The sequence below is a fragment of the Microbacterium sp. LWH3-1.2 genome, from assembly GCF_040675855.1.
Lineage (GTDB): Bacteria > Actinomycetota > Actinomycetes > Actinomycetales > Microbacteriaceae > Microbacterium.
This window is the reverse complement of the sequence record NZ_JBEGIK010000001.1, coordinates 2,756,431-2,777,938: the sequence shown is the minus strand read 5'-3', so window position 1 is coordinate 2,777,938 and position 21,508 is coordinate 2,756,431. Positions and strand designations below refer to the sequence as shown.

Here is a 21,508-nt window from a genome sequence, read left to right as displayed (position 1 = left end):
AGCGGGAACAGCGTCCGGGCCTGTGGCGCAGCTGGTAGCGCACCTGCATGGCATGCAGGGGGTCAGGGGTTCGAGTCCCCTCAGGTCCACCGAGAAGGCCGCCCGATGAGGGCGGCCTTTCGCTTTGCCGCTGCATCGCGGCACTCCACGTCACCCGTGCGATCGAGCTCACCGGGGCGCTGCTGGTGCTCAGCCGGGCCGAGCAGGGTCGTTCACGGCTCGGGCGGACGCGGGCCTGCGGATCGCGGTGCGGCTCGGCGCGCGGCATCCGCGATCCCGGCCATTGCGCGGGTGCGATGCGTCGACAAGGGTGGAACGCATGAGCGCAGTGACCCCGTTCCTCTGGTTCGACGATGCCGCGGAGGAGGCCGTCACGTTCTACACGGGGCTGATCCCGGACTCCGAGCTCGTGACGATCGACCGCTACCCCGAGGCGGTGCCGGGCATGGGAGGGAAGGTCATGCACGTGCACTTCCGGCTCGGCGGCCGGGACTACTTCGGGATGGATGCCGGTCCGCAGTTCCCGTTCACCGAGGCGGTCTCGCTGTACGTCGCGTGCCGCGATCAGGCGGAGGTCGACCGATACTGGGACGCGCTCACGGCGGACGGCGGTCAGGAGCAGCCCTGTGGGTGGCTCAAGGACCGCTGGGGCCTGTCGTGGCAGATCATCCCGGACCGGCTCGTCGAGTTGATCCGCCACCCCGACCCCGAGGTCGCCCACCGCGCCGTGCAGGCGATGCTCCGGATGCGGCGCATCGACCTCGCGGTCCTCGAGGCGGCCGTGGCGGACGGATGAGGCGCGACGCCCGGTTGGCGGCGGTCGGATGCCTCGTCCTGGTGCTGACCGCGACATCCGGGTGCAGCGCTCCGGCGCCCCAGCCGACACCGTCTTCGCCGGCACCCACGATCGGTCCGAGCACCACTGCGGCTACCCAGACCTGGTGGCGCGCCGGCTCCGTCACCGGGACCCTCGCGTCGGCGCTCGTCGCACCGTGGTCGGTCGTGCCGCTCGACGGCGGGGGAGCCCTCATCTCCGAACGCGGTGACGGCACGGTTCTCGAACTCACCCCCGACGGCGAGGTCCGCACAGTCGGCGTGATCCCCGGTGTGGTGTCAGGCGGCGAGTCCGGCCTCCACGGGCTCGCGCTCCTCCGGACTGACGGCGCCCCCACGCTCTTCGCCTATTCGGGTGCGGCCGACGACAATCGCGTGGCACGGATGCCGCTGCTCGGCGAGCCGGGATCCTTCGAGCTGGGCGAGCCTGAGGTGATCCTCGAGGGCATCGCGCGGGCGAGCACCCACGACGGCGGGCGCCTCGCCTTCGGCCCGGACGGTTACCTGTACATCACGACGGGAGACGCGCAGCAACGCGACGCCCCGCAGGACCGCGACAGCCTCAACGGCAAGATCCTGCGCGTGACCGCCGACGGCGATCCTGCCCCCGGCAATCCGTGGGGCACGCGCGTGTGGTCGATGGGGCATCGCAACGTGCAGGGGATCGCGTGGACGGCCGACGGCACGATGTGGGCCAGCGAATTCGGTCAGAACACCTGGGACGAGCTCAACCGCATCGAACCGGGGGGAGACTACGGCTGGCCCGTGGTCGAGGGGATCTCCGGGCGGGGGGAGTTCACGGATCCGGTGGCCCAGTGGCCGACGAGCGCTGCGAGCCCCAGCGGCATCGCCGCCCGCGGCGACACGATATTCATGGCGGGGCTCCGCGGCGAGCGGCTCTGGCAGATCGACACCGACGCGGGGAAGATGCGCGATGAGCCCGTCGCCGCGTTCGTGGGCGAGCACGGACGACTGCGAGACGTCGTCGCGCTGCCAGACGGGTCGCTGTGGCTGCTGACGAACAACACCGACGGGCGAGGTTCGCCGCGACCAGGCGACGATCTCCTCCTGCGCGTAGAGGTCGTTCCGGCCCCGTGAATCGTGGCGCTCTGCAGCACGCTACGGTGAGACCGTGACCTCGCAGCCCCGCTGTCCGCATTGTCGCCGCTTCGTCTACCTGGACACGCTGCAGTGTCCGAACTGCGAAGCCGCGATCGGCTACCACATCCCGACGCGTGAATTCTACGGAATCCGCCACGGGCAGGCTATCATCGGCGGCGAGACCTGGTACACCTGCTCGAACCGTGAGTGGGCGTGCAACTGGCTCGTGTGGGAGAACGCTCCCGCCGGCCGGTGCTTCTCCTGCCGGCTCACTCGACGCCGTCCAGCCGCCGACGACACCGTCGCCCTCGAGAAACTCGCGAAGACCGAGGAGGCCAAGCGAAGGCTCCTCCTGCAGCTCGCCGACCTCGGCCTGCCGATCGTCGGCTGGGACGTCGAGAAGGGCGGCCTCGGGTTCGACCTGATCTCGAGCCTCTCCGACGGCAAGCCGGTGACCATCGGGCACGCCAACGGCATCATCACGATCGACCTGGCTGAGAACCTCGACGATCGGCGGGAGGCCCTTCGGGTGCGGCTCGGGGAGCCGTACCGCACGATCCTCGGGCACCTCCGCCACGAGGTCGGGCACTACTACCAGAACGTCCTCCTCACCGACGACGAGCTCTGGGCGCGGTGCCGCGAGCTGTTCGGTGACGAGCGCGCGAGCTACCGGGACGCGCTGAAGCGCCACTACAGATTCGGCGCCCCGTCCGAGTGGCACGCGGCGTTCATCTCGGAGTACGCGACGATGCACCCGTGGGAGGACTTCGCCGAGACGTTCGCCCATTACCTCCACATCACCGGCACGCTGCAGACCGCAGCGGTCATCGGGATCCATCTCGACGCCTCCGTGACGAATCTCCGGGACACGGACGTCGTTCCGCTCGAGTCGTACGAGAACGAGCCGATCCAGCGGCTCCTCACCGACTGGGAGTGGCTGTCGCAGGCGTTCAACCGCATCAACAGGTCGATGGGCTTCGGCGACCTGTACCCGTTCACGATCGTGACGCCGGTGCGGCACAAGCTCGCCTTCGTCCACGACATCGTGACGCGCGCGCCGCTCAGCCCGGGGGAGCAGTACACCCTCGCGATGGCCGGCGGCGGCGCGGGGGAGACGGAGACGTCATGACGTCATTCGCGCGGGGACAGCGGGTGATCGGTGCGGCGACGCACTACGTCGAGAACCAACCGTCCTGGCGCGTCGAGGTCGACGAGTACACGCTCAACGCGCCGCTCGCCGCAGCGGTCGGCGCGTTCGGGGCGGGGTGGGCCGAGGAGGGGCTCCGGGAAGCGGGTCTGCTGGTCGGGTCCGGCTCGTTCCAGCGGGACGCCCACCTCGCGAACGTGCACACCCCCGTTGCGCACGCCCACGACCGCTGGGGCTATCGCCTGGACGAGGTCGAGTACGACCCGTCGTATCACCGGGTGATCGCCGAATCGGTCTCCCGGGGTGCACACACCTCGGCGTGGGCCACCCCCCGTGCCGGAGCACACGTCGCACGCGCGGCGATGTTCATGCTGTTCGCGCAGGTCGAACCGGGGCACGCGTGCCCGGTCTCGATGACCCACGCCGCGGTCGCCTCGATCGAAGGATCGCCGTGGGTCGCCGACGAGTGGCTTCCACGCCTCTACTCGCGGGAGTACGAACCACGACTCGCCGTCGACGGCGGCAAGTCGAGCGCCCTCATCGGGATGGCGATGACCGAGAAGCAGGGAGGCTCCGACGTGCGCGCGGGCACGACCGTGGGCGAGTCGATGGGCGGGCACGCCTACCAGCTCACCGGCCACAAGTGGTTCTGCTCGGCGCCCATGTCGGACGGCTTCCTCGTGCTCGCCCACACCCGCAGCCGCGGCGTCGACGAGGGACTCACCTGTGTGTTCGTGCCCCGCATGCTGCCGCACGACATGCGGAACGTGTTCCGCATCCAGCGGCTGAAAGACAAGCTCGGCAACCGCGCGAACGCGTCGGCAGAGGTCGAGTTCGACGGCACGGTCGGCTTCCTCGTCGGCGAGCCCGGACGCGGAGTCAGGGCGATCATCGAGATGGTCCAGCGCACGCGCCTCGACTGCGTGCTCGGCACGGCCGCGGGCATGCGGCAGTCGGTGGCCGAAGCGGTGTGGCACGCACGCGGACGCGAGGCGTTCGGTGCACTCCTCGTCGACCAGCCCGCGATGACCGGCGTGCTCGCCGACCTCGCCCTCGAATACGAGGCCGCGATGCTCACCGGCCTGCGCCTCGCGCAGCTCTTCGAGGCCGAAGCATCCGATCGCGATGTCGCTCTGCGCCGCCTCGCCACCCCGGTGTCGAAGTACTGGGTGTGCAAGCGCGGGCCGCATCACTCCTACGAGGCGCTCGAGTGCCTCGGCGGGAACGGCTACACCGAGGCCTTCCCGCTGGCCCGGCGCTATCGCGAGCAGCCCGTCATGGCGATCTGGGAGGGCTCGGGCAACGTCATCGCTCTCGACGTGCTGCGGGCGCTCACGCGCGACCGCGAGTCGGGCGCGGCTTTCGCCGACGAGCTCGCGACCACGGCGGGGGCCTCGGCGATCCTCGATCGGCACGTGGAACGCACGCTCGCCCTGCTGGAGCGCCTTGTGACCGCTCCGGACGAGGCCCCGTCTCAGGCTCGCCGGCTCAGCGAAGATCTCGCCCTGGCGTTCCAGGCATCCCTGATGCTGCGGCACGCCCCCGGAGTCGACGCCGACACGTTCATCGCCGCCCGGCTGGGCGAGGAGCGCGGAGCGCAGTACGGCGTGCTGCCTTCGGGGACGGATGCCGCCGCCATCGTCGCGCGCCACTGACCGTCGAGCCGCGCCTAGGCTGTGGGAGTGACTGCAGCGCGACGATCCATCCTGCTCGCCGCGGTCGTCGCAGCCGCGGCGATCGTCTGCGCGTCGTGCGCAGCGGCCCCGTCAGCGAAGCCGTCAGCGATCTCGTCGCCAACGGCCACCGCCGCACCGACACCCGAGGTCGCCGATCTCACACCGGCCGAGCAGGTGGTCTCCACGATGCCGCTGCGGGAGCGCGCGGCGAGCGTCGTGATGGGCCACATTCCGACGACGGATGCTGTCGCCCTGCGTTCGTACATGGCATCCACCGACGTCGGCGGCTTCCTTCTCCTGGGGGCGAACATCCCCGCCGACGAGGCCGCGCTCGCAGGGCTCACCGCCGCGCTCACGGTCGACCCGGCGCAGCCGCCGCTGATCGCCGTCGACCAGGAGGGTGGTGACGTGTCGCGGCTCGCGTGGGACGACCTTCCTTCCCCGCTCGAGCTGCAGCAGGCCGATGCCGCCACCGTGGAGGCGGCGTATGCCGGCCGCGGCGCGCTCGTCCGCCAGGCCGGCATTCCCGTGAACTTCGGCATCGTCGCGGACGTCACCGCCGACCCGGACTCGTTCATCCATCGGCGGGTCCTGGGTACGACGCCCGATACCGCCGCGGCGCACGTGGCTGCGGCCGTCGTCGGCGAGAAGGGCAGCGTCTTCTCGACCCTCAAGCATTTCCCGGGCCACGGCGCGGCGCCGGGGGACTCCCACTCGTCGATCCCGTCGACGACGATGACGCTCGATCAGTGGCGCACCACCGACGCGTTGCCGTTCCAGGCCGGGGTCGACGCCGGCGCCGAGCTGCTCATGTTCGGTCACCTGGCGTACACCGCCGTCGATCCGGCGCCCGCGAGCCTCTCACCGCAATGGCACCGCATCGCGCGCGACGAGCTCGGCTTCGACGGCGTGGCGGTCACGGACGATCTCGGCATGTTGGAAGGCTCGGGTCTGCCCGCGTACGCCGACCCCGTCGCGAACGCCGTCGCCGCCCTCGCGGCGGGCAACGACATGGTGCTCACCGTGGTCTACTCGACGCCCGAGACCGCGCCGCAGATCGTCGACGGGATCGTCACCGCGGTGGAGTCGGGCGCGGTGCCCGCCGAGCGACTGGAAGAGGCGGCAACACGCGTGATGGAGCTGCGACTCGCCGTCGCCGAGGCTGGAGAGGGCGAGCTTTCGTGCACGACGTGCGCGGATCCCGCCGAATGAGTCAGCCGCCGGCGATCTCGACGAGGCCGGCGCGGAGGACGTGTCCGCGCTCGGCGAAGCCGCGCTGCGCCCGCACATAGGCGGCCTTGCCCTCCGCAGTCTCGATCGGAACAGCGTCATAGCCCCAGTCCGCGAGGTCGTAGGGCGACGCGCGCATGTCGAGCACGCGGATGTCCCGGGCCAGCTCGAATGCATCGAGCAGCACCTCGCCCGGCACGAGAGGCCCGAGCTTCACCGCCCACTTGTACAGGTCCATGCCGGCGTGGAGGCAGCCGGGTTGCTCCAGCTCAGGCTGACCTTCGCGCGTGAGCATCTCCCGATTGCGCGGGACGGCCTCTGGTGTGAAGAACCGGAATGCGTCGAAGTGCGTGCAGCGGAGGTCGTGCTCCTCGACCACGGCGTCGGTCGCGTCCTGGCCCAGCCGCAGCGGGACGGGATGCCGGTGCTCCGGCTGCCGGTACACCATGGCCCACTCGTGCAGACCGAAGCACCCGAAGCCGGGGGCTCGGCCGGCGGTCGCGCGAAGAATCCTCGCGACGTTCCCGACGAGCGCGCCCCGCTCGGCGCGGAAGCCCTCGCCGTCGACGGCGAGAGCCCCGGCCCCGCCACCCGGACGATACCAGCGCCATGCGGCGCGGGCGTCGGCGGCGGCATCCGACAGCTCCACGCCCTCGCCGGGATGCCAGCGGTGCAGCACCGCCGGCTTGTACGAGTAGTACGTGAAGAGGAAGTCCTCGACCGGGTGCGTCTCGTGACGTGCGGCGCGGGCACGATGCGCCGCCGTCAGGGCCCGAGCACGCTCCTTGTGGACAGCCTCGCGCTCTCGCCATACGGCGCGGGCCAGCACTGGGGCCTCAGGAGGCGCGATCGTCACCGTTCGAGGATACGCGGGACGCCTCCGCGCGCCGTCAGCGCGGGATCACGTCTCGACAGGCTCGATGAGCTCCGGCGAGTTGTTGCGCACGTTGCCGACGGCCTTCGAGACCTCGTGGTCGTCGAGCGTATCGGCCAGGGCAGGGGCGGCGTCGATCGCCGCGTCGAGCACGTCGCGCACGTTGTCGGTCGTGGGTTCGAGCCACGCGTCGGCGTGGTCGGGATCGAGGAAGAGCGGCATGCGGTCGTGGATCGAGCCGAGGTGCCCGATGGAGTCACGCGTGAGGATCGTGAAGCTCAGCAGCCACCGCTCCGGGTCGTCGTCGCCCTTCGTCTTGTCGCGCCACCACTCGTAGAGCCCGGCGAGGAACAGGGGCTCGCCGTCGGCGGGGTGGATGTAGTGCGGGATCTTCACGCCGTCGACATTCTTCCACTCGTAGTAGCCCGACGCGGGCACCACGGCGCGGCGCTTCTCGAGCGCGCCGCGGAACATCGGCTTGTCTTCCAGCTCCTCGGCCCGGGCGTTGAACGCCCGCGCGCCGATCTTGGTGTCTTTCGCCCATGACGGGATGAGCCCCCAGCGGGCGGCCTCGAGACGGCGCGTGGGGGGCTCGGTCTTCGCCGAGTCGAGCACGATCGCAGCGCTGCTGGTCGGAGCCACGTTGTAGGACGGCTCGGGAAGGTCGTCGCCCTCGACATCGACGCGCAGCACCCCGACGAGATCGGAACCTGCACTGGCCACCACGAAGCGTCCGCACATGCGGCCAGCCTACGCGTGGCCTCCGACGTGGGCGCGGAAACAGAGGCTCAGGCTTCGAGCGCTCCGGCGGCACCGAGGACGCCGACATCCTCCAGCCGTTCCAGCAGGCCTGCGCCGTCGTTGTCGCTCACCCACGGCACCGAGGCCGCCGCGTGGTCGTTGACGGCAGTGCGGCCGCCGGCCAGCACCGCCTCGGCGGGGGACAGGCGCCGGATCGCGACAGCCACGACACGGGAGGGGTGCTCATCGGTGAAGGTGGTGTAGATCGCGTCGTCGTGCTGCCCGTCGTCGCCGATGAGCAGCCACCGCACGTGCGGGAACTCCTCGGCCAGACGGCGCAGATTCGAGAGCTTGTGCGCCTTGCCGCTGCGGAACCAGCGATCGTGCGTCGGACCCCAGTCGGTCAGGAGGAGGGCGCCCGGCGGGAAGACATGGCGGCTGAGGAAGCGGATGAGCGTCGGCGCGATATTCCACGCTCCGGTGGAGAGGTATACGAGCGGTGCACCGGGGTTCTCCCGGACGACGCGCTCCATGAGCACCGCCATGCCGGGGACGGGCTGGCGGGCGTGCTCGTTGACCACGAACGAGTTCCAGGCGGCGAGGAGCGGGCGGGGGATGGCCGTGACCATGACTGTGTCGTCCACGTCCGAGACGATGCCGAAGGGGACATCGGGACCGACGATGAACGCCCGCGTCTCGACCGGTTCGCCCCCCTCCACCGTCATCGTGAACGTCTGCCAGCCCGGCTCGAGATCGGCGGGGAGCCGCGTGTCGATCACGCCGCCACGGTCGGCCACGACCTCGTGATCAACGCCCGCGATGGTCACCGTGACCGCCGCGTAGCCGATGGGGACCGCCGCGAAGCTGCGCCAGCCGCGCACGCCGGCGTATTCGCCGGACGTGGTCTCCTTCGCCGGCGGGACGATCATCACCCGGCCGAGGACTCGCACCCAGTCGGGTCCGCCGTAGCCCGGAAAGGGTGCGACGGTGGGCCTCTGCCCACGGCGGCGGGCACGCCGTTCGCGCCACGCGTGGAACCGGTACTCCAGGCGGGCGAGCCACAGGATCTTGGCGCGCACGTTCTGGGGGTCGGTGTGGGGCACCCCTTCAGTCTTTCACGTCCGTCACAGACGACTCGTCTGGACCGCCGTGCTCGAGGTGCTTGCGCTCCGCCCGTTCGATCACCTTCTTGCTCACGAACACGAGCACCAGGAACAGCACGATGACGCCCACGAAGACGTAGCCCGCGTAGTGGAGCCGGTCGGCGAGCTCGCGGTAGGTTCCCGCGGCGACCGCGGCGACCGAGATGTAGAGCGTCGACCAGATCACGCACGCCGGGATCGTCCACGCGAGGAACCGGCGGTACGGGTAGCCGCTCATCCCGACGGTCAGCGGCACCAGCGAGTGCAGCACCGGCAGGAAGCGGGAGATGAAGATCGCCGGCCCGCCGCGCCGCCGCAGATACCGCTCGGAACGCTCCCAGTTCTCTTCGCCGATGCGGCGCCCCAGCCGGGAGTGCTGGATGCGGGGGCCCAGGAAGCGCCCGAGCCAGAAGCCGATGCTCTCGCCGATGAGGGCGCCGAGCACCACGGCGACGCCGAGGATCACGCCCTCCAGCACCGACGAGACGGCGGTGCCCGCGACGATCACGATCGTGTCCCCGGGTACCACGAGTCCGATGAGCACGCTCGTCTCCAGCATGATCGCGAATCCGGCGAGCAGCGTCCTGACGATCGGGTCGACGCTCTGCACGGCGTCGAGCAGCCACGTCAGGAACTCGTTCACGCCATGAGCCTAGAGGTCTGCGCGCCGCTCTAACCTGGGAACATGACGGAGCCCCTCGCCGCCGCGGTCGTCCCGAACTGGGTGGATCCGGCATCCGTCTTCGCCGCCTTCTTCCAGGGTGAGCCCGACTGCTTCTGGTTGGATGCCGGACCCGACGCGCGCGAGGGATGGAGCTGGATCGGAGCGGGCTCCCGGGACGAGCCGGAGCACGTGAGGGCGACGACATGCACCGCCGCACCCTCCGGCGGTGGCGAGAGCCCCTTCCGCGGCGGGTGGGTGGGCTGGACGGGGTACGATGACGCAGCAGCGCGCGCCGGCGCCCCTGCGTTCGGCGTGGCCGATGTCCTCCCGCAGGAAGTGTGGCTGCGCGTGGAGCGCCTGATCGCGTTCGACCACGGCCGGCGCACGATCTGTGCGTACGCCTCGTCGGTGGAGGTCGACGACCTCGCCGCCGCAGTCGCCGCGGCGGTGGAGACTCCGATCGCAACCGCACCCGCCGAATCGCTGGGAGTGGCTCACGCCCGGCATCGCCCCGACGAGTACGCCGCGCTCATCGAACTCTGTCGCGACGCGATCCGGGAGGGCGACGCGTATCAGCTGTGCCTCACGACACGCTTCGAGGTCGCGGCATCCGTCGATCCTGTCGAGGTCTATCTCCGCCTGCGCGCGGCGACGCCGGCGCATCACGGCGGGCTCGTGCGCTCGGGCGGCGCCGCGCTGCTCAGTGCGAGCCCGGAGCAGTTCCTCCACGTCGAGCGTGCGCCCGAGGCCGGCGCGATCGTGCGCACGCGGCCGATCAAGGGCACGCGCCCGCGCGGCGCGGACCCGGCCGCCGACGCCGCCCTGGCGGCGGAGCTCCGCGCGAGCGAGAAGGAGCGCGCCGAGAACGTCATGATCGTCGACCTCATGCGCAACGACCTCTCCCGCGTGTGCGTGGACGGCACCGTGGGCGTCGACGCTCTGCTCGAGGTCGAGTCATACCCCGCTGTGCACCAGCTGGTGAGCACCGTGTCGGGTCGCCTCGCGGCCGGAACGACCGTCGACGACCTGTTGGCGGCGACCTTCCCGGCCGGCTCGATGACGGGGGCCCCGAAGCTCTCGGCGATGACGATCCTGCACGCTCTCGAAGGCGCGCCCCGCGGAGTGTTCTCGGGGTGCTTCGGCTGGGTCGGCGACGACGGTGCTCTCGATCTCGCCATGGTGATCCGCTCGATCGTGGTCGCGCCGGACGGCGCATACGTGGGCGCCGGGGGCGGCATCACGTGGCGATCGGATGCCGCGGACGAGGTCGCCGAGGTGGGGATCAAGGCACGCGGACCCCTCGCCGCGCTGGGCGCAGCCCTGCCGCCGGGCTGGTGAACCGCCTGTTCCGCTAACCTGGAAGACGCGCTTCGCGCGCTGCGCGCGCTTTCCGGCTTCCATGATTGGCACTTTCCACGTGAGTCAGACCGATACTCCCGACACCTCTGCGCCCACAGAGGCCTATGACGCCTACTCCATCCAGCAGAAGTGGCAGGCGCGCTGGGCAGAGGCCGATCCGTTCCGGGCCGGCGGCGCCGATGACAAGCGCCCCCGCAAGTACGTGCTCGGCATGTTCCCGTACCCCTCGGGCGACCTCCACATGGGTCATGCCGAGAGCTACGCGTATGTCGACATCGTGGCGCGGTTCTGGCGTCACCGCGGCTACAACGTCCTGAACCCGATCGGGTGGGACTCGTTCGGCCTGCCGGCGGAGAACGCGGCGATCCAGCGCGGGGCCGACCCGCGCGAGTGGACCTACGCGAACATCGAGCAGCACAAGAAGAGCTTCCGCGAGTACGGCTCGTCGTACGACTGGAGCCGGATCCTCCACACGAGCGACCCCGAGTACTACCACTGGAACCAGTGGCTGTTCCAGCGCCTCTACGAGCGCGGCCTGGCCTACCGCAAGGAGAGCCCGGTCAACTGGTGCCCCAACGACCAGACCGTGCTCGCGAACGAGCAGGTCGTGGACGGGCACTGCGAGCGCTGCGGCGCCGAGGTGATCAAGAAGAAGCTCACGCAGTGGTACTTCAAGATCACCGAGTACGCCGACCGGCTGCTGGACGACCTCAACCAGCTCGAGGGGTTCTGGCCGCAGAAGGTCATCCGCATGCAGCGGAACTGGATCGGCCGCTCGGTGGGCGCCGACATAGACTTCGAGATCGAGGGCCGGGCCGACAAGGTCACGGTCTTCTCTACGCGCCCCGACACGCTGCACGGCGCGACGTTCATGGTCGTCGCGCCCGACAGCGACCTGGCCGCCGAGCTCGCCGCCGGCTCGTCGGCCGAGGTGCGCGTGCGCTTCCAGGACTACCTCGAGAGCGTGCAGCGCGAGACCGAGATCGAGCGCCAGAGCACCGACCGGCCCAAGACCGGCGTCTTCCTGGACCGCTTCGCGATCAACCCGGTCAACGCCGAGCGCCTGCCCATCTGGGCCGCGGACTACGTGCTGGCCGATTACGGGCACGGCGCCGTCATGGCTGTCCCGGCGCACGACCAGCGCGACCTCGACTTCGCGCGCGCGTTCGACCTGCCGGTCAAGGTCGTGGTCGACACCACCGCCCCGATCACCGGGGCGATCCCGGTCATAGAAATGGACGACGAGGGCGTGCCCATCGATCCGGGTCCTCTCGACACGCTCGACGACCTCGATCCCGCCCGCACCGGCATCGCCCTCACGGGCGACGGCCGCGTCATCAACTCCGGCTCGCTCGACGGCCTGTCCAAGCGCAACGCGATCGGGCGCATCATCGATCAGCTCGAGGCCGCCGGCACCGGACGCGCGGCGAAGTCGTACCGTCTGCGCGACTGGCTCATCTCGCGTCAGCGGTTCTGGGGCACGCCGATCCCGATGATCCACACCGAGGACGGGCGAATCGTGCCGGTTCCGCAGGACCAGCTGCCACTGCGCCTCCCCGACGCGCACGGTCTCGACCTCGCCCCCAAGGGCACGTCGCCGCTGGGCGGCGCGACGGAGTGGATGAAGACGACCGACCCCGAGACGGGCGAGCCGGCGCTGCGCGACCCCGACACGATGGACACGTTCGTCGACAGCTCGTGGTACTTCCTGCGGTTCCTGGCGCCGGACGACGCGAACGAGGCGTTCCCCTCCCGCGAGGCGGACCGGTGGGCGCCCGTCGACTCGTACATCGGCGGCGTCGAGCACGCGATCCTGCACCTGCTGTACGCGCGCTTCATCACGAAGGTCCTCTTCGACATGGGGCTGATCGACTTCACGGAGCCGTTCTCCAGCCTGATCAACCAGGGCATGGTGCTCCTCGACGGGTCGAAGATGTCGAAGTCGAAGGGCAACCTCGTCGAGTTCGCGTCGAGCATGGTCGACCCCGGCGCCGACGCGGTGCGCACCGCGATCGCGTTCGCCGGCCCGGTCGAGGACGACATTAACTGGGAGGACGTGTCGACCACCGGCGCCCAGAAGTTCCTCGCGCGTGCCTGGCGGGTCGCCACCGACGTGACCAGCGACCCCGACGTGGTGTGGGCGGAGGGCGACGCGTCGCTGCGCCGCGTGACGCACCGCCTGCTCGCGGACGCGCCAGGGCTCGTCGAACAGACGAAGTTCAACGTGGTCGTCGCCCGCCTCATGGAGCTGGTCAACGCGACGCGCAAGGTCATAGACACCGGCGCCGGTCCCGCCGACCCCGCTGTGCGCGAGGCCGCCGAGGCGACCGCGATGATCCTCGACCTGTTCGCTCCACACCTCGCGGAGGAGATGTGGGAGATCCTGGGGTACGACGGGTTCGTCGGTCTGGTGCCGTGGCGCACGGCCGACCCGACGTTGCTCGTCGAGGAGACGGTGACGGCGGTCGTCCAGATCGACGGAAAGGTGCGCGCCACCCTTCAGATACCCGCGCGCATCGACGCCGCCGAGCTCGAGCGACTCGCCCGCGCCGACGAGAAGGTCGTCCGCTCGCTCGCGGGCCGCGAGATCACGCGCGTGGTCGTCCGCCCGCCGAAGGTCGTGAGCTTCAGCACCCACTGACCTTCCTCCACAGCACGGTCGGGTCCCGGGGTGTGCACATCCCCGGGACCCTCGGCGTCTGGGGCCCTCCCCACCTCCTAGCGTGGGTCCGTGACAGCCGACGACCGCTCCGAGAGCGGGTCGACCGAGCCCGTCGGCGCGCGCCGCCGCCTGGGGATCGGCGCCGTCGTGGTCCTCGTGATCGCCGCACTGGCGATCACCGTGGGTATCGGCGTCCTTCGCAGCGCGACCGCCCCGGTCGATGAGGTCCTCGTCGACGAGACCCCCGCGGCAGCAGCGACGCCGTCGGTCGAGATGTACGTGCACATCTCCGGTGCGGTGCGCGCACCTGGCCTCTACGTGCTGCCGGCCGGCTCGCGCGTCGTCGACGCTGTCGCGGCCGCCGGCGGCTTCGCCGACGACGCCGACCGTGACGCGATCAACCTCGCCCGCACACTCGACGACGGCGAGCAGCTGCCGGTCCCGCGCGAGGGCGACGCGCCGCCGGCCGCGGCCGACGGCCCCGGTCCCGTGCCGTCCGGCGACGCGCCCGTCGACCTCAACGAAGCCGACGCGCCGCTCCTCGAGACGCTTCCACGCATCGGTCCTGCGCTCGCGGAGCGGATCATCGCGTGGCGCGACGACAACGGCGGGTTCACGAGCATCGAGGACCTGCTCGCGGTTCCCGGCATCGGCGACAAGATGTTCGAGGCCCTGCGCGGCCTCGTGACGGTGTGACATGGCTCGGCACGCGCTGCGGCTGGTCCCGGTCGCCGGGGTGTGCTGGGCGGTCGCGGCGGTCGCGATCCTCCTTCCCGCGGCATCGCCCTGGATCGCTCTGGTGCTCTGGTCCCTTGCCCTCGTGCTCACCGCCGTCGTGCTGCGCCTCAGCGGGCCTCGGGGCAGTCCGTCGCCTCTCACCAGGTCCCTGACACGATTCCGGATGCCTCGGCACGCCGTGCGCCGTGCCGTCGCGGTCGCGGTGCTCGCCGCCGCGGCTTCGGCGGCCGCGGCGTCCCATGTCGCCCTGGCGCACCCGGCCCGGACCACGATCGCCGAGCTCGCCCTGGACGGTGGCCGGGCCGTCGACATCCGTGCCGACGTCGTCGGCAAGATCGAGCACCGCGCCGATGGTTCGCTCGCCTTCGATGCCCGGGCGTCGGGTATGGCGATCGGGAGCGAGAGGCATGCGGCGGAGGTCGAGATCACGCTGCGCGTCTCATCCGAGGACGTAGACAGGCCATCGCAGCTCGACGTGGGTGCGGCCGTCGTCGCCCACGGCACCGCACGACCCGGGAGGCCGGGGGAGCGGGCGGTGCTCGAGGTGTGGGCCTCGCGCGGGGTCGAGGTCCTGAACCCGCCGGAGGGTATCGCCGCAGTCACTGCGGGGTTGCGACGCGGCCTTATCGATGCACTCGACGGTCTGCCCGGCGAGGGCGCGGGTCTGGTCCCCGGTCTTGCGGTCGGCGACACGTCGGTCGTCTCACCTTCCCTCGATGAGGCCATGAAGGAATCCTCACTGTCGCACCTGACGGCCGTGTCCGGGGCGAACTGCGCGCTGGTCGTCGGCATCGCGTTCACCCTCGCGGCCGCTCTCGGCGCCTCGCGAGGGCTGCGGGTCGCCGTCGGCCTGTGCGCGCTCGCGGGGTTCGTCCTGCTCGTCACACCCGAGCCGAGCGTCGTGCGCGCCGCCGCGATGGCCGCGATCGCGATGCTCGCGGTGCTGTTCGGCCGCGCCGGCGCGGGGATGACGCTGCTGTCGGTCGCCGTCGCGCTGCTGCTCGTCCTCGATCCGTGGCTGGCAGCGTCGCTCGGGTTCGCGCTGTCCGTCGTCGCGACGGGGTCGCTGCTGCTGTGGGCGCGTCCGCTCGCCACCGGGCTCGCCCGCGTCCTCCCGCGACCCCTGGCTCTCGCCCTCGCGGTGCCGCTCGCCGCCCAGCTTGCATGTGGTCCGCTTCTGATCCTCATCGAGCCGACGGTGCCCGTGTACGGCGTGCTCGCGAACCTTCTCGCGGGCCCCGCCGCACCGGCCGCGACCCTGCTGGGGCTCGCGGCGTGTCTCAGCGCGCCGCTGCCGTGGCTGCAATCGGGTCTCGCGGGACTCGCCTGGGTGCCGGCGTCGTGGATCGCTGCGACTGCCACCACAGCCTCGGCGCTCCCCGTGGATGCGTTGCCCTGGCTCGAGGGGGTGCCCGGCGCGATGGCGCTCGCCGCGGCGGGCCTGGCTGTCGGGCTCGCGATCGCCCTGGACCGCCGCGGTCCGTGGGCACGGCGCCTCACCCGCACCGTCGCCGTCGCCGTCGTCGCCGTCTTGCTGGGCGCCGGGATCGGCACGGCAGCCCTGGCCACCGTGGCCGGCCGGTGGACCCTCCCTGCCGACTGGTCCGTTCTCGCGTGCGACGTGGGTCAGGGCGATGCCGTCCTGCTCCGGTCGGAGGACGCCGTCGCACTGGTCGACACCGGGCCGGACCCCGAACCGCTCGCCGCCTGCCTCTCCCGCGCCGGCCTCGACCGGATCGACCTGCTCGTCCTCACGCACTACGACCTCGACCACATCGGCGGGCTCGACGCAGTACGCGGCCGGGTCGGCATGGTGCTCCACGGACCGGGCGACGCAGCGGGGCGCGCGACCATCGCCTCGCTGGCGGCGCAGGGGGCGCGGCCGACCGAGGCGGCGGCGGGCCTGAGCGGGTCACTCGGGGGCGCGCGGTGGCGCGTGCTCTGGCCGAAGGCGGGGAGCCGCGCCTTCCCGTCGGGCAACGACGCCAGCATCGTCCTGGACGTCCGGGGCGGCGGCATTCCTCCGATCCTCCTCCTCGGCGACCTGTCGGCCTCGCCGCAGCGGCTGCTGACGACAACCGGCGCGCTCGATCCCCCCTACGCGATCGTCAAGACCGCCCATCACGGGAGCGCCGACCAGGACGCAGGCCTGTATGTCGCCGCACAGCCGTCGGTAGCGCTCGTCACCGTCGGTGCCGGCAACGACTACGGGCATCCGCGCGACGACGCGCTCGCGATCCTCGACGCGGTCGGAGCGCGGATCGAGCGCACCGACCGCGACGGCGCAATCGCCCTCTGGGCATCGGGCACCGGTTCGGTGGCGGTATGGCACGATCGCGGCGGGTGAGGGCGACGGTCACCGTCGGTGGCCGTCGGTAGGCTGGGGGAATGGCTTCTCCCGCACGCCGAGCACCTGCGAAGGCAGCGCGCAGCGCCATTCCCCAGCTCTCGTGGCGAGCTCCGCAGCCGGCACCGATCGTCCTCGTCTCCGGGCCGGAGGAGGTCTGCGCCGAACGGGCGATCGCCGGCGTGCGTGACTACCTGCGTGCCGAAGACCCGACGCTCGAGGTGTCCGACATCCGCGCCGACGACTACGCCGCGGGAACCCTCCTGGGCGTGACTTCGCCATCGCTGTTCGGCGAGCCGCGGCTGGTCCGCGTGAGCGGCGTCGAGAAGTGCTCCGACACCTTCCTCACGGAGGCCGTGGCGTACCTCGCGGCCCCGCAGGACGGCGCGACGGTCGTCCTCCGCCACACCGGCGCGAGCGTGCGCGGCAAGAAGCTGCTCGACGCGATCCGCGCAGGTGAGGGTTCGGGCGTCGAGATCGCATGCCCGGCCGTCAAGCGCGACTCCGACCGCTTCGACTTCGCCGCGGGGGAGTTCCAGGTGGCGAAGAAGCGCATCGCTCCGACGGCGCTGCGCGCGCTCGTGTCCGCCTTCGCGGACGACCTCACCGAACTCGCCGCGGCGTGCCAGCAGCTCATCGCCGACGTCCCCGGCGACATCACCGACCAGGTCGTCGCGCGCTACTACGGCGGGCGTGTCGAGACATCGGCCTTCACGGTCGCCGACACGGCGATCGCGGGGCGCTACGGAGAGGCGCTCATCGCGCTTCGACACGCCCTGGCCTCCGGCGCCGACCCGGTGCCGCTCGTCGCCGCGGTCGCGATGAAGCTGCGGACCATGGCGCGGGTCGCGGGCAACCGCGAGCCCGCGGCGGCCCTGGCGTCGCGCCTGGGTATGAAGGACTGGCAGGTCGATCGCGCCCGCCGCGATCTGGTCGGCTGGAACGAGGAGAGCCTCGGCCGCGCGATCCAGGCGACGGCACGCGCGGATGCCGAGGTCAAGGGCGGTTCACGCGACGCGGTGTTCGCCCTCGAGCGCATGCTCACCGTGATCGCCACGCGCGCACCGTACGGCGCCTGACCCGACACTCCCCGGCACAAGCCGAAGGCCCGCCCCTGGTGGGACGGGCCTTCACGCGACTCGAGGTCGCGGAGCTTGTCAGAGGCTCAGAGAGCGGCGACCTGCTTGGCGATGGCCGACTTGCGGTTCGCCGCCTGGTTCTTGTGGATGACGCCCTTGCTGACGGCCTTGTCGAGCTTCTTGGTCGCCGTGCCCAGCGCCTTCTCGGCAGCTGCCTTGTCGCCGGCCGCGATGGCCTCACGGGTGCGACGGACGTGCGTCTTCAGCTCGCTCTTGACGGCCTTGTTGCGCTCGCGCGCCTTCTCGTTGGTCTTGTTGCGCTTGATCTGCGACTTGATGTTCGCCACGTGTCGACGTTCTTTCGTTCGAAGGTGAATCGGATTGATGTGCCGGTCAGCGAGAGAGGGGCGCTTCGCGGCGGTCGTGAGGGCGAACCCACACGCAAGCCAAACAAGGATTCTATCAGGTGAACCGATGGGTCGATGACACTCACAGGCGTGCACGGCGGAGCCCTCTCATGATGCATGATCTACGCGTGGGAGCGCGCTCGCCCGGCGCGCTGAGTGACGAAGGAGTCCGCCGTGCCGCAGCATCCGTCTGTCGATCTCTCGCCGTTCCCGCCGGGCTTCCGGTGGTCCGCCGCCACCGCCGCGTTCCAAGTGGAGGGCTCGCGCGCGGTAGACGGACGGGGCCGGTCGATCTGGGACGACTTCGTGGCCACTCCGGGTGCCGTGCGCGACGGGGCCACAGCCGACCCCGGTCCGGACAGTTACCGGCGGCATCGCGAAGACGTGGCGCTCCTCGCCGCGCTCGGCGTCGATCGGTACCGCTTCTCGATCTCGTGGGTGCGTGTGGAGCCGGAGCCCGGCGGCCCGGTGCTGCAATCCGGCCTCGACTACTACCGCCGCCTCGCCGACGACCTGCGCGAAGCGGGGGTCACACCATTCGCGACGCTGTACCACTGGGATCTGCCGAGCGCCCTCGAAGAGCGCGGCGGCTGGCTCAGCCGAGACACGGCGCTGCGCTTCGGCGAGTATGCCGAGATCGTCGCGGAGGCGCTGGGCGACAGCATCCGTCACTGGTACACACTCAACGAGCCCGTCTCGACGTCGCTCCAGGGCTACGCCGTGGGCACGCTCGCGCCGGGGAGGCAGCTGCTCTTCGGCGCGCTGCCGACCGTGCACCATCAGTTGCTCGGTCACGGCCTCGCGCTGCGCACGCTGCGCGCGGCCGGTGCCGAGGAGGTCGGGATCGTCAACAACCACACCCTCGTGCTTCCGGCAGCGAAGACGCATGCCGACCTCGCGGCAACAGCCGTGTACGACGTGCTCCACAACCGCGTCTTCGCCGACCCCGTGCTCACAGGCGCCTACCCCGACCTCGAGGTGCTCGGGATCCCGCCCATGCCGGTCGAGGACGACGATCTCGAGCTGATCTCGGCGGCGGGGGACTTCTACGGCATCAACTTCTACAAGCCGACGACCGTCGCCGCCGCGCCCGACGGCAGCCCCTTGCCCTTCGAGATCGTCCCGACGCCCGGCGCGCCCGTCACCGGCTTCGGGCCGGAGTGGCCCATCGTACCGGCGGCGCTGACGGGACTGCTCTTCGACTTCACGGAGCGCTACGGCGACCGCCTGCCGCCGCTCGTGATCGGCGAGAACGGGGCGTCGTTCCCCGAACCGGATCACGTCGACGGGCCCGTCCCGGACGCCGAGCGCATCTCGTACCTCGCCGGCCACATCGATGCCGTGGGCGCGGCCGTACGCGGCGGCGTCGACGTGCGCGAGTACACGGTGTGGTCTCTGCTGGACAACTTCGAGTGGGCAGACGGGTGGTCTCAGCGGTTCGGCCTCGTGCACGTCGACTTCGACACCGCGGCACGCTCCCCGAAGGCGTCGTTCGACTGGTACCGCGGCCTCATCGCAGAGGCCCGCGCGTGACCGCCCGGCCGGGGGCCAAGGTCGGCGCGGGCTGGTTCACCCTCTTCACGCTCGCCTGGCTCGCACTGTGGACGGTGCAGCTCACTCCGCTCCACCTGCTCATCCCCCTGCAGCTCGACACTCCGGACGACGCCGACGGTTGGGTGTCGGGGGTGGTGTCGTCGGGCCTCGTACTGGCGATCGGCGGCATCGCCGGTGCGATCGCCGCCCCGGTCGCCGGCGGGCTCTCGGACCGCACCCGGGGCAGGATGGGGCGCCGCCGCCCCTGGGCGCTCGGCGGAGTGTGGCTGGGCACTGCCTCGCTGGCCGCGACCGCCTCGGCACCCGGGCCGTGGGGCGTGGGGCTCGCCTGGGTGGGTGTCTCGGTCGGTGTCGCCATGGCCTCCGCGGCCTTCACCGCTCTCATCGCCGATCAGCTGACGACGCAGCGGGGCGCAGCATCCGCCGCCGTCTCGTCCTCGCAGGCACTCGGGATCGTCGTGGGCGTCGGCGTCATCGTGCTTCTCGAACTCGGCGTCGTGGTCGGCTACCTCGTCCTGGCCGGCTTCCTCGCCGTCGTCGGCACGGCCGCGGCACTTCTCCTGCCCGATCCGCCCGCACGCGCCGACGTGGCGGTGGCGCGCGAAGCGCGCACCCTCGGCGAGCGACTCGCCGCCCTTCGCGACCGCGACTTCGCGTGGCTCCTGGCGGGGCGCCTGACGGTGAACGTCGGCAACGCGCTCGGCACGGGGCTGCTGCTGTTCTTCCTGCTGTACGGCCTGCACCGCGACCCCGCGACGGCCGAGGACGAGCTGCTGCTGCTGATCCTCGTGTACACGCTCTTCGTCGTGGTGTCCTCGATCGCGTCGGGGTGGATCTCCGACCGCACCGGGCGACGGATCCCGTTCGCTGTGTGGTCGGCCGTCGTCCAGGGACTCGCGTCGATCATCCTCGTGGTGGCGCCGTCGCTCACGACCGCGATGATCGCGGCGGCGCTCCTCGGCGTCGGCTACGGGGCATACATGTCAGTGGGCCTCGCGCTCGGCGCGGACCTGCTGCCGTATCCGCAGGACCACGCGCGCGACCTCGGATTCGTGAACGTGTCGGCAAGCCTCGGCCAGCTCATCGGGCCTCTCCTCGGCGCGGGCCTCGTCGCGCTCGTGGGCGGCTTCTGGCTGCTGTTCCTCGTCGGGGGCGTCCTGTCGATCGCGGGCGGCTTCATGACCTACGCGATCCGCAGTCGGGAGCGCGCGGCCTCAGCGGTGTGACGCCTCCAGCGTCGTGAGGGCGACCTCGAGGAGTGCGTTGAACACGCGCGGACGCATGACGGTCACGTGATGGGTCGTCCGCGGCACGACGATCAGCTCCGCGTGGCGCGCGATCCTCATGAAGAGCTTCTCGTTCACGCGGAGCTGGTCGTACTGACCGTTGACGAACCAGAGGGGGGCGTCGATGCGATGGAGCGCCGCGAGCAGGTCGAGCACGGACAGGCTGCGCAGCGCCACGTCCTGTGCGTCGAGCGCATAGCCGCCGGCCCCGAAGTCGGCCCGGGTCTCGTCAGGGAGGATGCGATCGAGCATGCGGTCGGTGAGCCACATCCCGCGGTCGGGCAGTGAGTCGAAGCCGCGCGCGAGGACCCGGTAGGTCGCGAGGCCGACGCCGCGCGGGATGGCGGTGCAGGATGCCGCGATGAAGCCCGCGACGGGGGGAGGAGTCTCCGCCCCCGCGTACTCGATGCACAGGAGCCCGCCCATCGAGTGGCCCGACAGCAGGACAGGACCGCGCTCGGCCGCGGCGCGCACCGCAGAGTCGATCGTGGCGAAAGCCGACTCGAGCGTGAACTCCTCGGCGATGCGGGATCCGTGGCCGGGGAGGTCGACCGCGGTGACCGGGTTGCCGCGCACCGTCAGGTATTCGGCCTGCGCGCGCCACATCGTCGCGGACGTCCGGATGCCGTGAACGAGCACGACCTGGACGACCATGACGACAGGGTAT

18 protein-coding genes and 1 tRNA gene are annotated in these 21,508 nt (G+C 71.1%); 13 read left to right on the top strand and 6 right to left on the bottom strand.

Translation table 11 applies throughout. The annotated features are described in order from the left end of the window. Positions 1-16: 16 nt before the first annotated feature. The 6 genes from MRBLWH3_RS12935 to MRBLWH3_RS12910 all read left to right on the top strand — a co-directional run bounded on the left by MRBLWH3_RS12935 (position 17) and on the right by MRBLWH3_RS12910 (position 5,970). Positions 17-89: transfer RNA gene (locus MRBLWH3_RS12935), tRNA-Ala, on the top strand. A gap of 230 nt (positions 90-319) precedes the next feature. Then, positions 320-796: a VOC family protein gene (locus MRBLWH3_RS12930; RefSeq protein WP_363432552.1), complete on the top strand. Its 477-nt coding sequence runs from the start codon at positions 320-322 to the stop codon at positions 794-796. Continuing rightward, the gene (locus tag MRBLWH3_RS12925; protein WP_363432549.1) at positions 793-1,932 is read left to right on the top strand and encodes a PQQ-dependent sugar dehydrogenase; all 1,140 of its coding nucleotides are present in this window, start codon (positions 793-795) and stop codon (positions 1,930-1,932) included. The genes MRBLWH3_RS12930 and MRBLWH3_RS12925 overlap by 4 nt, the downstream gene beginning before the upstream one ends. Before the next feature lie 34 nt (positions 1,933-1,966). Beyond that, positions 1,967-3,064 carry a zinc-binding metallopeptidase family protein gene (locus tag MRBLWH3_RS12920; protein ID WP_363432546.1) on the top strand — a complete coding sequence of 366 codons (1,098 nt, stop codon included), beginning with the start codon at positions 1,967-1,969 and terminating at the stop codon, positions 3,062-3,064. Then, positions 3,061-4,737, top strand: coding sequence for an acyl-CoA dehydrogenase family protein (locus MRBLWH3_RS12915; RefSeq protein ID WP_363432544.1), 1,677 nt, complete (start codon positions 3,061-3,063; stop codon positions 4,735-4,737). Before MRBLWH3_RS12920 ends, MRBLWH3_RS12915 begins: the two co-directional genes overlap by 4 nt. 27 nt (positions 4,738-4,764) lie before the next feature. Then, positions 4,765-5,970: a glycoside hydrolase family 3 N-terminal domain-containing protein gene (locus MRBLWH3_RS12910; RefSeq protein ID WP_363432541.1), complete on the top strand. Its 1,206-nt coding sequence runs from the start codon at positions 4,765-4,767 to the stop codon at positions 5,968-5,970. A gap of 1 nt (position 5,971) precedes the next feature. On the opposite strand, the gene MRBLWH3_RS12905 is transcribed toward MRBLWH3_RS12910, so the two are convergent. Genes MRBLWH3_RS12905 through MRBLWH3_RS12890 form a run of 4 tightly spaced genes read right to left on the bottom strand, consistent with a single transcriptional unit; the run spans position 5,972 to position 9,388 of the window. After that, a complete protein-coding gene (locus MRBLWH3_RS12905) occupies positions 5,972-6,844 on the bottom strand; it encodes a 3-methyladenine DNA glycosylase (RefSeq protein ID WP_363432538.1) in 873 nt (290 codons plus the stop codon). 45 nt (positions 6,845-6,889) lie between these two features. Then, positions 6,890-7,603: an SOS response-associated peptidase gene (locus MRBLWH3_RS12900; protein WP_363432536.1), complete on the bottom strand. Its 714-nt coding sequence runs from the start codon at positions 7,601-7,603 to the stop codon at positions 6,890-6,892. A gap of 47 nt (positions 7,604-7,650) precedes the next feature. After that, positions 7,651-8,706: an App1 family protein gene (locus MRBLWH3_RS12895; RefSeq protein ID WP_363432533.1), complete on the bottom strand. Its 1,056-nt coding sequence runs from the start codon at positions 8,704-8,706 to the stop codon at positions 7,651-7,653. A 4-nt stretch (positions 8,707-8,710) separates the two neighbouring features. Continuing rightward, entirely contained in the window at positions 8,711-9,388 is a 678-nt protein-coding gene (locus MRBLWH3_RS12890) for a DedA family protein (RefSeq protein ID WP_363432530.1), read from the bottom strand. Between the two features lie 42 nt (positions 9,389-9,430). On the opposite strand from MRBLWH3_RS12890, the gene MRBLWH3_RS12885 reads away from it, so the two are divergent. The 5 genes from MRBLWH3_RS12885 (at position 9,431) to holA (ending at position 17,594) form a co-directional block, all read left to right on the top strand. Beyond that, complete coding sequence (locus MRBLWH3_RS12885; RefSeq protein WP_363432527.1) at positions 9,431-10,747, top strand: anthranilate synthase component I family protein; 1,317 nt, start codon at positions 9,431-9,433, stop codon at positions 10,745-10,747. Positions 10,748-10,808: 61 nt separating this feature from the next. Further along, on the top strand, positions 10,809-13,409 hold the full coding sequence (gene leuS, locus MRBLWH3_RS12880) for a leucine--tRNA ligase (protein ID WP_414685370.1): 2,601 nt from the start codon (positions 10,809-10,811) through the stop codon (positions 13,407-13,409). Between the two features lie 90 nt (positions 13,410-13,499). Beyond that, entirely contained in the window at positions 13,500-14,126 is a 627-nt protein-coding gene (locus MRBLWH3_RS12875; RefSeq protein WP_363432523.1) for a ComEA family DNA-binding protein, read from the top strand. Position 14,127: 1 nt separating this feature from the next. Next, entirely contained in the window at positions 14,128-16,515 is a 2,388-nt protein-coding gene (locus MRBLWH3_RS12870) for a ComEC/Rec2 family competence protein (protein ID WP_363432520.1), read from the top strand. A gap of 41 nt (positions 16,516-16,556) precedes the next feature. Beyond that, a complete protein-coding gene (holA, locus tag MRBLWH3_RS12865) occupies positions 16,557-17,594 on the top strand; it encodes a DNA polymerase III subunit delta (protein WP_363432518.1) in 1,038 nt (345 codons plus the stop codon). A gap of 86 nt (positions 17,595-17,680) precedes the next feature. Here the strand turns inward: holA and rpsT are convergent, their stop codons facing one another. Further along, the gene (rpsT, locus tag MRBLWH3_RS12860; protein ID WP_045302706.1) at positions 17,681-17,941 is read right to left on the bottom strand and encodes a 30S ribosomal protein S20; all 261 of its coding nucleotides are present in this window, start codon (positions 17,939-17,941) and stop codon (positions 17,681-17,683) included. A gap of 234 nt (positions 17,942-18,175) precedes the next feature. Between rpsT and MRBLWH3_RS12855 the strand changes: the two genes are divergently transcribed. Both MRBLWH3_RS12855 and MRBLWH3_RS12850 read left to right on the top strand, forming a co-directional pair. Beyond that, complete coding sequence (locus MRBLWH3_RS12855; RefSeq protein WP_363432514.1) at positions 18,176-19,534, top strand: GH1 family beta-glucosidase; 1,359 nt, start codon at positions 18,176-18,178, stop codon at positions 19,532-19,534. Next, complete coding sequence (locus tag MRBLWH3_RS12850) at positions 19,531-20,781, top strand: MFS transporter (protein ID WP_363432512.1); 1,251 nt, start codon at positions 19,531-19,533, stop codon at positions 20,779-20,781. The genes MRBLWH3_RS12855 and MRBLWH3_RS12850 overlap by 4 nt, the downstream gene beginning before the upstream one ends. Here MRBLWH3_RS12850 and MRBLWH3_RS12845 read toward each other — a convergent pair. Beyond that, complete coding sequence (locus MRBLWH3_RS12845; protein WP_363432510.1) at positions 20,770-21,495, bottom strand: alpha/beta fold hydrolase; 726 nt, start codon at positions 21,493-21,495, stop codon at positions 20,770-20,772. The two genes, MRBLWH3_RS12850 and MRBLWH3_RS12845, sit on opposite strands and share 12 nt — an antisense overlap. Between the last annotated feature and the right edge of the window lie 13 nt (positions 21,496-21,508).

Bases quoted from the DNA above. Each gene is read 5' to 3' on its own strand.
- MRBLWH3_RS12930 (WP_363432552.1), top strand. From the start codon at position 320: ATGAGCGCAGTGACCCCGTTCCTCTGGTTCGACGATGCCGCGGAGGAG.
- MRBLWH3_RS12925 (WP_363432549.1), top strand. From the start codon at position 793: ATGAGGCGCGACGCCCGGTTGGCGGCGGTCGGATGCCTCGTCCTGGTG.
- MRBLWH3_RS12915 (WP_363432544.1), top strand. From the start codon at position 3,061: ATGACGTCATTCGCGCGGGGACAGCGGGTGATCGGTGCGGCGACGCAC.
- MRBLWH3_RS12900 (WP_363432536.1), bottom strand. From the start codon at position 7,603: ATGTGCGGACGCTTCGTGGTGGCCAGTGCAGGTTCCGATCTCGTCGGG.
- MRBLWH3_RS12885 (WP_363432527.1), top strand. From the start codon at position 9,431: ATGACGGAGCCCCTCGCCGCCGCGGTCGTCCCGAACTGGGTGGATCCG.
- leuS (WP_414685370.1), top strand. From the start codon at position 10,809: ATGATTGGCACTTTCCACGTGAGTCAGACCGATACTCCCGACACCTCT.
- MRBLWH3_RS12870 (WP_363432520.1), top strand. From the start codon at position 14,128: ATGGCTCGGCACGCGCTGCGGCTGGTCCCGGTCGCCGGGGTGTGCTGG.
- holA (WP_363432518.1), top strand. From the start codon at position 16,557: ATGGCTTCTCCCGCACGCCGAGCACCTGCGAAGGCAGCGCGCAGCGCC.
- MRBLWH3_RS12845 (WP_363432510.1), bottom strand. From the start codon at position 21,495: ATGGTCGTCCAGGTCGTGCTCGTTCACGGCATCCGGACGTCCGCGACG.